This window comes from Niveibacterium umoris (genome assembly GCF_014197015.1).
In the GTDB taxonomy this organism is placed as follows: Bacteria; Pseudomonadota; Gammaproteobacteria; order Burkholderiales; family Rhodocyclaceae; genus Niveibacterium; species Niveibacterium umoris.
Genome location: NZ_JACIET010000001.1, coordinates 1,687,216 through 1,698,741, shown reverse-complemented (window position 1 = coordinate 1,698,741; position 11,526 = coordinate 1,687,216). Strand labels below are relative to the sequence as shown.

The 11,526-nt window shown below is 66.4% G+C and carries 10 protein-coding genes; 8 read left to right on the top strand and 2 right to left on the bottom strand.

All coding sequences use genetic code 11. From position 1 onward, the window contains the following. Positions 1-22: 22 nt before the first annotated feature. The 4 genes from GGR36_RS07660 (at position 23) to pap (ending at position 5,200) form a co-directional block, all read left to right on the top strand. Entirely contained in the window at positions 23-865 is an 843-nt protein-coding gene (locus GGR36_RS07660) for an HlyC/CorC family transporter (protein WP_183633769.1), read from the top strand. Further along, the gene (locus GGR36_RS07655) at positions 865-1,983 is read left to right on the top strand and encodes a DUF2891 domain-containing protein (RefSeq protein ID WP_183633759.1); all 1,119 of its coding nucleotides are present in this window, start codon (positions 865-867) and stop codon (positions 1,981-1,983) included. Before GGR36_RS07660 ends, GGR36_RS07655 begins: the two co-directional genes overlap by 1 nt. 53 nt (positions 1,984-2,036) lie before the next feature. Next, positions 2,037-3,497: an apolipoprotein N-acyltransferase gene (gene lnt, locus GGR36_RS07650; RefSeq protein ID WP_183633757.1), complete on the top strand. Its 1,461-nt coding sequence runs from the start codon at positions 2,037-2,039 to the stop codon at positions 3,495-3,497. A 221-nt stretch (positions 3,498-3,718) separates the two neighbouring features. Next, positions 3,719-5,200 (top strand): polyphosphate:AMP phosphotransferase, encoded by a 1,482-nt coding sequence (pap, locus tag GGR36_RS07645; RefSeq protein ID WP_183633754.1) that lies wholly within the window; start codon positions 3,719-3,721, stop codon positions 5,198-5,200. 87 nt (positions 5,201-5,287) lie between these two features. Here the strand turns inward: pap and GGR36_RS07640 are convergent, their stop codons facing one another. Beyond that, positions 5,288-5,827, bottom strand: a complete 540-nt coding sequence (locus tag GGR36_RS07640) for an NADPH-dependent FMN reductase (protein WP_183633752.1) — start codon at positions 5,825-5,827, stop codon at positions 5,288-5,290. A gap of 190 nt (positions 5,828-6,017) precedes the next feature. Between GGR36_RS07640 and GGR36_RS07635 the strand changes: the two genes are divergently transcribed. Together GGR36_RS07635 and GGR36_RS07630 are read left to right on the top strand one after the other, a co-directional pair. Continuing rightward, positions 6,018-7,355: a DUF1800 domain-containing protein gene (locus tag GGR36_RS07635; RefSeq protein ID WP_183633750.1), complete on the top strand. Its 1,338-nt coding sequence runs from the start codon at positions 6,018-6,020 to the stop codon at positions 7,353-7,355. Positions 7,356-7,358: 3 nt separating this feature from the next. After that, positions 7,359-8,528 (top strand): DUF1501 domain-containing protein, encoded by a 1,170-nt coding sequence (locus GGR36_RS07630; protein ID WP_183633748.1) that lies wholly within the window; start codon positions 7,359-7,361, stop codon positions 8,526-8,528. On the opposite strand, the gene GGR36_RS07625 is transcribed toward GGR36_RS07630, so the two are convergent. Beyond that, positions 8,517-9,899: an MATE family efflux transporter gene (locus GGR36_RS07625; RefSeq protein WP_183633746.1), complete on the bottom strand. Its 1,383-nt coding sequence runs from the start codon at positions 9,897-9,899 to the stop codon at positions 8,517-8,519. The two genes, GGR36_RS07630 and GGR36_RS07625, sit on opposite strands and share 12 nt — an antisense overlap. A gap of 132 nt (positions 9,900-10,031) precedes the next feature. Between GGR36_RS07625 and GGR36_RS07620 the strand changes: the two genes are divergently transcribed. Further along, a complete protein-coding gene (locus GGR36_RS07620) occupies positions 10,032-10,430 on the top strand; it encodes a TerB family tellurite resistance protein (RefSeq protein ID WP_183633744.1) in 399 nt (132 codons plus the stop codon). A gap of 95 nt (positions 10,431-10,525) precedes the next feature. Then, positions 10,526-11,494, top strand: a complete 969-nt coding sequence (gene glyQ, locus GGR36_RS07615) for a glycine--tRNA ligase subunit alpha (RefSeq protein ID WP_183633742.1) — start codon at positions 10,526-10,528, stop codon at positions 11,492-11,494. The last annotated feature ends 32 nt before the right edge of the window (positions 11,495-11,526 follow it).

Sequence of the window (11,526 nt, the reverse complement as noted above, 5' to 3'; positions counted from 1 at the left end):
CTAGCCACTCACCCTTCCATGTATGGAACCCTCCAGTAGTCGCCCGACACTGCTCGAACGACTCTCCGCGCTGCTGACGCGCGGACCCGAAGACCGCGGCGAACTGCTCGATCTGCTGCACGCCGCCTACGAACGCAACATCTTCGATGCCGATGCGCTCACGATGATCGAGGGCGCGCTCGGCGTCTCCGATATCCAGGTACGGGACGTCATGGTCCCGCGTGCGCAGATGGATGTCGTGCACGTCGATGACTCCATCGACAAGATCACCGCCTTTGCCATCGACGCCGCCCACTCGCGTTTTCCAGTGATCGGCGAGAACAAGGACGACGTCCTCGGCGTGCTGCTCGCAAAGGACCTGCTGCGCTACTACGCCGGCAAGGATTTCGACCTGCGCGACATGCTGCGTCCGGCGGTCTTCATTCCCGAATCCAAGCGCCTGAATGTGCTGCTGCGCGAATTCCGCGTCAGTCGCAACCACATGGCGATCGTCGTCGATGAGTACGGCGGCGTCGCCGGGCTGATCACGATCGAAGACGTGCTCGAACAGATCGTCGGCGATATCGAAGACGAATACGACTTCGACGAAGAGGCGGGCAACATCATCGCCGACCAGGCCGGCCGTTACCGCGTCAAGGCCACCACCGAGATCGAGGCTTTCAACGAAGCCTTCGCGACCGCATTTGTCGACGACGATTACGACACGGTCGGCGGACTGGTGATCCACCTGCTCGGTCGCCTGCCCAAGCGCAACGAAGTGGTCGAATACGAAGGCTTCCGCTTTCAGGTGCTGCGTGCCGATAGCCGGCGGGTCTACACGCTTCTGGTCGAACGCATGGCAGCGCCGCACACGGTAGGTGGCTGATGGACCCCTGTAATCCTGCGCGCCGCCGTGCGCTGACTCTGGGTGCTGGTGTCGTCGTGGCGCACGCCGTGCCCGCGCTTGCGGCCGCAACGCCGCCCGACGCGACGCTGACGCCGGATCTGGCTGAGCGATTTGCCGCGGTCGCGCTGAAGGCGATCCAGACCGAATACCCGAACAAGCTTGACCATGTGATCACCGGCCCGGCGGACGTTGAAACACCGCGCGTCCAGCATCCGATTTTCTATGGCAGCTTCGACTGGCATTCTTCGGTGCATGGCCACTGGATGCTGGTCCGGCTGCTCCGAATCATGCCAGGCTTGAAGCTGGCGACCGATATTCGCGCCGTGCTGGAGCAGCATTTCGCACCTGCGAATGTTGCGATCGAACTGGCCTACCTGCAGCGCGCCGAAAGCAGCGCGTTCGAGCGCCCCTACGGTTGGGGCTGGTATCTGCGGCTGGCGCAAGACCTCGCACAGTCGGACGATCCGCAGATCCGTCGCTGGGGCGCGCAGTTACAGCCACTCACCGATGCCTTCGTGGCGCGCTTCGAGGCCTTTCTGCCCAAGCTGGTGTACCCGATCCGTGTCGGCACCCACACCAACAGCGCGCTGGCGCTGAGCTTTGCGCTCGACTTCGCGCGTGCGACCGGTCGCTCTGACTTTGCCGCGCTGATCGAACGACGCGCGCGCGACTGGTACGCGGCCGACACCGATGCCGCCGCGCATCTGGAACCGTCCGGCTACGACTTCCTGTCGCCGGCGCTGATCGAGGCCGACCTGATGCGTCGCGTATTCAAGCCTGGCGAGTTCTCTGCCTGGCTTGCGCGCTTCCTGCGCGGGATCGAGCACGGCAAGCCGGCGACCTTGTTCACGCCGGGCAAGGTGCTCGATCGAAGCGACGGTCATCTTGTGCACCTCGACGGGCTCAACCTGTCGCGTGCCTGGTGCTGGCGCGGCATCGCGGCAAACCTGCCGGCGAAAGACCCGCGTCGTGCGCGTGCGCTCGCAGCGGCCCGTTTGCATCAGGAGGCTGGCATCGCCGCGGTGCTGTCCGGCGACTATGCCGGCGAGCACTGGCTGCCGCAGTTCGCCACCTACCTGCTGACCGAAACCCCGTGACCCCGGCATGGGGCCACCATGCCGCGTGGCCCCATGTCACCCCGAATACGGCCATGAACCGACTCCTCCCGCTCGTCCTGATCCTGTCCGGTGCGCTGTCCGTGCTGGCCTACGCACCCTTCGATCTGGTGCCCCTGATCCTGCCCGCGCTCGGTGTGCTGGCCTGGTGTTGGCGCGATGCAACGCCGGGGCGCGCTGCGCTCTATGGCCTGTGCTGGGGTACCGGCGCGTTCTTTGCAGGCATGGGTTGGCTGATGGTCGCGCTCTACCTGTACGGCGGCATGCCATTACCGCTGGCAGTGCTCGCCATCGCCTTGCTGTCGGCTTTCATGGGCCTGCTGCCGGCGCTTGCGGGCTTCGTTTTTGCCCGCTTGCGTCGTGATCGGTGGGCCTTCGATGCGCTGCTGATGGCCGCCGCGTGGGCGCTGGTGGAATGGACGCGCGGCTGGCTGTTCACCGGCTTCCCGTGGCTTGCGATCGGCTACTCGCAGACGCCGCCGAGCCCGCTTGCCGGCTACGCGCCCATCGTCGGTGTGTATGGCGTCGGCTTCATCCTGATGGCTGTGTCGTCCGCGCTGGTGCTGGGCTGGCGCAGCGGTGCCAGGGGGGCAGCATCGAGCGCCGCGGCGCTGATCCTGGTTCTCGGCTTCGGGCTCGGCCGCATCGACTGGAGCGAACCGGTGGGCGCGCCGGTTCGCGTTGCGCTGGTGCAGACCAACGTGCCGCAGGACATGAAGTGGGACCGCGACCGCTTCCAGGCGGTGCTCGAATCCAACCTCGAGTCGGCCCGCAGCGCCCACGGCCAGATCGTCGCGATGCCGGAAACCACGGTGCCGATCCTGCTCGAGCATGTGCCGCAGGACTACCTCGCGGCGCTCGCCGCAGCCTTTCATGCCGAGGGTGGCGAAGGCGTTCTGGGCGTGTTCACCCGCGATGGCGAAGGCCACATCTACAACAGTGCCGTCACCCTCGGCGGTGCGACACAGCAGGTCTATAGCAAGCGCCACCTGGTGCCCTTCGGCGAGTATTCGCCGCCGATGTTCGGCTGGTTCTACGAACTGGCGAAAATTCCGATGTCGGACCAGAGCCGCGGTCGCTCCGGCAAGCCGCTCGACATCGCTGGCCAGAAAGTCGCGGTGAACATCTGCTACGAGGACGTGTTCGGCGAGGAACTGATCGCGGCTCTGCCGGAGGCGACGCTGCTGCTGAACATGAGCAATCTCGCCTGGTACGGCAACTCCCACGCGCAACCGCAGCACCTGCAGATCTCGCGCATGCGCGCGCTCGAAACCGCACGCCCGATGCTGCGTGCCACCAACACCGGCATGACCGCCGTGATCTCGCCCAAGGGCCGTGTCGAGGCAGTCTTGCCGCAGTTCGAGCGCGGCGTGCTGCATGCGGATGTGCGCGGTTACCAGGGCCTGACCCCCTATGCACGCAGCGGCAACCTGAGCGTCGTGCTTGGCGCATTCGCCGTGTTGGCGTTCGCCGCCTTGCGCAGACGGCCTGCCTGAGGACCTTTCCCGCCATGGCATCGGCGCGACCGGCCCGGTGCGTCGGAGCAGCTGAGCGGTTGTGGCCGCGCGGGGGCTGGATCCCCACGGCGCTCCCAGGGCAGGCCCCGGCGCTGCGCCGAAGCGGCAATTGAGGCGCATCAGACCCCCCGTTTTGCAAGACGGCGTATCCTCGCCCGGATCATCCATCGTGCAGCGTGGCGCTTGAGGGGGGCTTCACCATGTTCGAATCGGCAGAACTCGGTCACAGCATCGACAACAAGACCTTTCGCAAGGAAGTCGAGGCGCTCCGCGTCGAGTTGCTCAACGCGCAGTTCGAATTGCGCGAAGCGGCGAAGTTTCCGGTGATGCTGCTGATCTCCGGCGTTGATGGGGGTGGCAAGAGCGAGACCATCAACATGCTCTACGAGTGGATGGACCCGCGTTTTCTCTCCACGCTGGCCTTCTCGTCGCCCAGCGATGAAGAGCGCGATCGCCCGCATATGTGGCGCTACTGGCGCTCTCTGCCGCCCAAGGGCCGCATCGGCGTCTTCGCAGGTTCGTGGTATTCGACGCCGATCGCGGAGCGTATCGCTGGCACGCTGACGGCCGACGAGGTGGACCACGAAATGGCGCGCATCAATCGTTTCGAGAGCATGCTCGCCAACGAAGGTGCGCTGGTGCTGAAGTTCTGGTTTCACCTGTCGAAGAAGGCGCAGCGCGCACGCTTTGAAAAGCTCGAAGCCGATCCGCGAACCGCGTGGCGGGTGACCAAGGAAAGCTGGTCGCGCCTGAAGACCCACGACGAACTGATCGACGTTGCCGGGCATGTGCTGCGCATTACCAACACGCCATGGGCGCCGTGGATCGTGGTGGATGGATCCGACGACAACTACCGCAACCTTCGCGTGGGCAAGGTGCTGCTCGAAGCACTCAAGTACCGGCTCACCAACGATGTACCGATGCGCATTCCGGTCGCGCCGCCGATTCCGCCCCGCATCGACGGGCGCGATGTGCTCACCGCGCTGGATCTGTCACTGACGGTCGAGAAAGAGACCTACGAGAAACAACTCGCCAAATGGCAAGGGCGCCTGTCAGAACTGGTGCGCCATCCGAAGTTCCGCAACAAGGCGCTGGTGCTGGCCTTCGAGGGTTCCGACGCCGCCGGCAAGGGCGGGGCCGTGCGGCGGGTGACAGCGGCCATGGATCCGCGGCAGTTCCAGATCGTGCCGGTGGCGGCGCCGACCGACGAAGAGCGCGCGCAGCCCTACTTGTGGCGATTCTGGCGCCATGTGCCGCGCAAGGGGCGGGTGACGATCTTCGACCGCACCTGGTACGGCCGTGTGCTGGTGGAGCGGGTCGAGGGCTTCTGTGCCGAGGCCGACTGGCTGCGCGCCTACGCCGAGATCAACGACTTCGAGCACGCGCTCGACGTCGCTGGCGTCATCGTCATCAAGTTCTGGCTGCAGATCGATGCCGACGAACAGCTGAGGCGCTTCAAGGAACGCGAAGCGACCGACTTCAAACGCTTCAAGATCACCGAAGAGGACTGGCGTAACCGCGACAAGTGGGACGCCTACCGCGAGGCCGTCTGCGACATGGTCGATCGGACCAGCACCGGCCAGGCGCCGTGGACCCTGGTCGAGGCCAACGACAAGAAGCACGCGCGGATCAAGATCCTGAAGACCATCTGCCAGCGCCTTGAGCGCGAAATGGGCAGCTGACCGGAATCCGGGAGCGCACAGAAGGGCGCTCGACGAGGCGGGGTGGCACAGCCTGCAGGGCGTGCGCCGATTCCCGCCTCGCAGGCGTCAGCCGCGCAGTTTCTTTGCCAGAGCTTGCAGCGCGCCGAGCTGGGCGACCACCAGATCCTGGATGCGCTTGTCCACCAGGTTGCCGTCGGCATCGAAGCTGTCGGTAAAAGCGTTCGCGAAGACTTCGGGCTTGTTCAGCGGGTGCAGATCGAGGAACACACAGCTCTGCCGCAGGTGGTACTGCGCCCGTGAGGTGCCCATGCCGCCGCCGGCCCCCATGATCGCCGCCGCCTTGCCGGCAAGCAGCCGGTTGTCGGTTTCGCGCGAGGCCCAGTCCAGCGCATTCTTCAGCGCTGGTGCCATCGAGTAGTTGTATTCAGGGCACACCAGCAGCAATGCGTCGGCCGCGGCGAGTTGCGCGAAGAGGGCTTCGACCGGCGCGGGCCGTTCGGTGATGTCAGCGTTGTAGAACGGCATGGCGGACAGATCGGCGACCTCGATCGTCATGTCGGCGGGTGCGTTGGCCACTGCGTATCGCAGCAGGCCCTTGTTCCTGGATTGGCGGCGCAGGCTGCCGCAGATGCCTAGCACTTTCATCTCACTGGCTCCTTCGTGTGGGTCGATCACGGACTGGGTCGAACGGGCAGGGCTGCCTTCCCGAAGCATCATAGACGCGCTGTACCGCCTCGGGTTGCATTGCGCAGACACATTCCGCAACGCTCTGTTGCAGACGTGCGGCTTTCCTCGGGCGTAGCGTGGCGTCGTCATCAGCGCGGGAGAGCACCCGATGAGCACCATGCAGGCCGCGATTGCCGCCCACCGCTTCGGGCTTGGGGAGAAAGACCTTGCCGTCGTCGGCGACGATGGCGCGGGCTGGCTGGTACGGCAGATCGGTCCGGGCGATCAGCCTGATGGCGCCGGCCTGATGAGCAGTCGCGAGGCCTTGAAGCTCTTTCCAGCCTTCGTGAAACAGCAGAAAGAAAGGGCGCGCGACCCTTCCAGCGCGACCGACGGGGTGGAGGCGGATTTTCGCAAGCACTACCGGCAGTCGGTGCTGGCAGAGCTCGATGCGCGCTGGTCACTCGCGGCCAGCACCCCACGTCCCTTCGCCGAGCGGCTGGCGCTCTTCTGGGCCAATCATTTCACCGTATCGGCCGCCAAGCCGCGCGTGGCCGGGTTGGTCGGGCCCTTCGAGCGCGAGGCGATCCGGCCTAACATCGCGGGCCGGTTTGGCACGCTCCTGCGTGCCGCAGTGATTCACCCGGCGATGCTGGTCTACCTCGACAATGCCCAATCAATCGGGCCGGATTCGCCGGCCGGGCGGCGCCGTGAGCGCGGTCTCAACGAAAATCTCGCACGTGAAATCCTCGAACTGCACACGCTCGGTGTCGAGGGTGGCTACGGCCAGCAAGACGTGATCGAGTTCGCCAAGGTCCTCACTGGCTGGACCGTGCGCCCCGACGGCAACGGCGAAGCCGAGTTCATCGAACGCATGCACCAGCCCGGCAGCAAGACCATTCTCGGCCGTCGTTTTGGCGAGGCCGGTGCGCAGGAACTGGAGGCGGTGCTCGACATGCTCGCCACGCATCCTTCCACTGCCCGTCACATCTCGACCAAGCTCGCGCGCCACTTCGTCAGCGACGATCCGGCACCGGCGCTTGTCGATCGCTTGGCGCAGAGCTTCACCCGCAGCGGCGGCGACCTTTCCCGCACCTACCGCAGCTTGCTCGATGCGCCCGAAGCCTGGGCGCCGGGCTTTCCGAAACTCAAGCGCCCGGAAGAACTGGCGGTGTCGACGCTGCGCGTGCTCGGCGTACGCGGCAAGGTGGTCGAGCAGGTCGGGCGTGCGGTGCGCGAGATGGGGCAGCCGGTGGGCGCAGCGCCGTCACCCGCCGGCTGGGGCGACCGCGCCGAGGAGTGGCTGGGCCCGGACGCGATGTGGAAGCGCATCGAATGGGCCGACCAGGTCGCCGCCCGCGCGCCGCAATCCGACACCCGCGCGCTGGCACAGGCGGCCTTCGGGCCGAGCCTTTCCGCCGGCACGCTGCAACAGATCGAACGCGCCGAGAGCAGCCGTCAGGCGCTTGCGCTGTTTCTCGCCAGCCCCGAATTCCAGCGGAGGTAAATCATGCAAAGCCGTCGTGAGTTCCTGCTTCGTTCGGCGCTTGCGGCGAGCGCGCCGTGGATGTCGCTGTCCCTTGCGGCGCCGTTATGGGCGGCATCGAGCGCAACGCGCCGCTTCGTCTTCGTCATCCTGCGCGGCGGCATGGATGGACTCGCCGCTGCGCCGGTTATCGGCGACCCTGCGTTCGCATCGGTGCGTGGTGTACTGGCCGAGGGCGATGCGCCCTTGCCGCTGACCGGGCCGTACGCATTGCATCCGAAGCTGGTGAACCTGCAGCAGCGTTTCCGCGAGGGCGAGCTGGCACTGGTGCATGCGGTGGCGTCGCCGTACCGCGAGCGATCGCACTTCGACGCGCAGCAGGTGCTGGAGAGCGGCGGCGTGCGCCCGCACGAACTGGATAGCGGCTGGCTGGGGCGAGCGCTGACTTTGCAGGGGTCACGCGGACTTGCGCTTGCGAGCGTGACGCCGCTCGCGCTACGCGGCGCCCGCGACGTCGATTCCTGGTCACCCTCGCAACTGCCCACCCCCGAACCGGATCTGCTTGCGCGTATCGAGCGCCTCTACGCCGCGGACCCGCAGCTGGCGCAGGCTTTTGGGCGGGCGCGCGCCCTGCAAGGGGAGGGCGGCATGGCCGAGATGGACGCTGCTGGCGGCAAGCGCGACAACTTCGTGACGCTGGCGCGCGCTGCCGGCGAATTCCTCGCCCGGCCGAATGGCCCGCGGGTTGCGGTGCTGGAATTTTCCGGCTGGGATACGCACGCCAACCAGGCGGCCGCGCAAGGCCCGCTGGCGCGCAACCTTGGCCAGCTCGATCAGGGGCTTGAGGCCTTGCGTACAGCGAGCGGCGCGGGCTGGCGCGACACCGCGGTGCTGGTCGTTTCCGAATTCGGCCGCGCCGTGGCGCCTAACGGCACCCGCGGCACCGATCACGGCACCGCGGGCGTTGCCTTCGTGCTGGGTGGCGCGGTGGCCGGCGGCAAGGTGCTCGGCGACTGGCCGGGCCTTGCCAGCCGCGACCTGCATGAGGGCCGCGACCTGCGGCCGACGACGGACCTGCGTGCAGTCGCCATGGGCCTCCTGATGCCTCAGCTGGGACTGGGCCTGTCGCAGGCGCGCAGCGTGTTTCCCGGTGGCGAAGCGCTGCGTCCGCTGGAAGGCTTGCTACGCGTTTGAGGCTGCGTGCTGGCCCGTAATGCGGTCGCGGGCGACTCGGCGCAACAGCAGGACGAGGCCGCCTGCGACCAGGGTCAGCCCGACTACCAGCCCGGTCCAGAAGCCATAAACGCCGAGCGGCTGCCCGTTGCGGGCGCCGTGGTAACCAAGCACGGCACCGAGCGGAATCGCCACCAGCCAGAAGGCGCCAATCGCCAGCCACATCGGCATGACCGTGACCTTGTAGCCACGCAGCGCGCCGACCGCGCAGACCTGCGTAGCGTCTGAAAACTGCCACACTGCGGCGAACAGCAGCAGGGTCGAGGCGGTCGCCTGCACCGCGGCATCGGGCGTGTAGAGCGAAACGATGCCTTCGCGTGCCAGCAAGACCACCGGCACCATCGCCGCTGCGACGGCAAGCCCGATCAGCACACCGCTCCAGGCAATGAAGCGGGCCGCGCGTGGATCGCCGGCGCCGAGCGCCTGCCCGACGCGGATCGACAGCGCGTTCGATAGCCCAAGCGGCAGCATGAAGACCAGCGAGGCAAAGTTCAGCGCCACCTGGTGCGCGGCGATCGGCACCGCACCGAAGCGGCCGATCAGCAGCGCGACGCCGGCGAAGGCCGAAACTTCGGCGAGCATCGATGCGCCCATCGGCAGGCCGATCTTCAGCAGGTTCTTCTGTCGCGGCCAGTGCGGCCAGCTCCATCCGTGCCACAGGAAGACGTCGCGGTAGATCCGTGCCCGCGCCGTATAGAGCACCATCATCAGCAGGCCGGCCCACATGCCGATACCTGTGGCCCAGCCGCAGCCCGCGCCACCAAGTGCTGGCGCACCCCAGTGGCCGTAGATCAGCACCCAGTTGAGCACGAAATTCACCGCCAGCCCGATCAGGCCGAACACCATCAGCGGCCGCGTGTGGTTGATGCTTGCCGAGTAGAAACCCAGCGTGCGGGTGAGGAGGGCGGCCGGGAGGCCGATCACGATGCCCCACAGGAAGAGGCTGACTTTCTGCGCGAGGCCCGCTTCGATCTGCGCCGCCGCGAGGACGGTCGGAATGAGGGGTAGCAGCAGGAAGGGCACGACACCCGCAATGCCGGCAAGCCACAGCCCTTCGCGTGTGTCGGCGATGATTGCTGCGTTGTCGCCCGCGCCGTGGTGATGGGCAACGACCGGGCTGAGCGCCTGCGATATACCGAGCAGGGCGAGGAAGATCGGCACCCACAACGCAACGCCCAGGCCGACGACCGCTTGTTCCTCGGCACCGGCGTGGCCGGCCATCACCGTGTCCATCAGGCCCATCAGCATGTACACCGCTTGCGACAGGATCAGCGGCCCGGTCAGGCGGAACAGCAGGCGGGATTCGGCGAGGAAGCGGGGCAGGCGATGCATGGTTCGACGGTGCGGGCAAAGCGGCAGTCTACAGGTGCGCTGTATCCGGCTTGTTTCGGTTGCGATGCACAGCGCCCGTTTCCGCGCTACCCTCGCGCTGGATGACCCTTTCCATGGGAGCGAAACACAGCAATGCGTAGTTACCCCGTCAATAGCCCCGAGGCGGCCGCCCGCCTGATCTGCATGGCCATTCTTGCGGACGGGCGCCTGCATGATCGCGAGGTGGCCCTGCTCGATCAACACATGATTCCCGATGCCGTCGGGATTACCAAGGACACGCTCGTCCAGGTGTTGCTCGACTGTTGCCGCGACCTGGTCGACGAGGCGGAACAGTCCCGCGTGCACCTGCTCGAGAACGCGAGGATCGACCGCCTCGCGGCCGACATCACGCGGCCGGAACTGCGTCGCACGGTGTGCTCGGCGATCCTGGTGATGGCGAAAGCTGACGGCCAGGTGACGGTAGGCGAACAGCGTCTGCTGCTGCAATTGATGGAACGCTGGGGGCTGTCGCTCGACACGCTGGCGGGGTAAATCCCGCTGCTTAGCAAATCGGGGCGCGCCGGAACCCGCGAACCCTGTAAAATCGCGCTTTTGCCCCGATCCGGCGGTTCGGCCGCCCTGGACCCATGAGCGTGAAACCCACCTTTCAGGAAGTGATCCTGCGTCTCCAGAAGTTCTGGAGCGAACACGGCTGTGCCTTGCTGCAACCCTACGACATGGAGGTCGGCGCCGGCACCAGCCACACCGCCACCTTCCTGCGGGCGATCGGCCCCGAGCCGTGGAACGCCGCATATGTGCAGCCTTCGCGCCGCCCCAAGGATGGCCGCTACGGCGAGAACCCCAACCGCCTGCAGCATTACTACCAGTACCAGGTGGTGTTGAAGCCGTCGCCGCTCGCGATCCAGGAGCTCTACATCGAGTCGCTGCGCGCACTGGGCATCAACACCAACGAACACGACATCCGCTTCGTCGAGGACGACTGGGAAAACCCGACGCTGGGTGCCTGGGGCCTCGGCTGGGAAGTCTGGCTCGATGGCATGGAAGTCACGCAGTTCACCTACTTCCAGCAGGTCGGCGGCCTCGAATGCAAGCCGGTGCTGGGCGAGATCACCTACGGTCTCGAACGCCTGACGATGTACCTGCAGGACTGCGAGAACGTCTACGACCTGGTGTGGACGCCGGGCGTGACCTACGGCGACGTGTATCACCAGAACGAGGTCGAGCAGTCGACCTACAACTTCGAGCACTCGAACGTCGACTTCCTCTTCAGCCAGTTCGCCAACTACGAGTCCGAAGCCAAGCGCCTGATCGACGCCGGCCTCGCGCTGCCGGGCTACGAGATGGCCTTGAAGAGCGCGCACACCTTCAACATGCTCGATGCGCGTGGCGCGATTTCGGTCACCGAGCGTGCCGCCTACATCGGCCGCATCCGTGCCAACTCGCGCCTGGTTGCGCAGGCCTACCTCGCCTCGCGCGATCGCCTCGGCTTCCCGATGGCCAAGCTCGACGACCCGAAGCTGCGTGCGCTGCTGGGCGACGAGGAATGCCAGCGCATTGAAGCCGTTCGCGCCGAGCTCGCTGCCCGCCGCGCGTAAGCGACATCCGAACATCGAATTCTGGAGGGGCG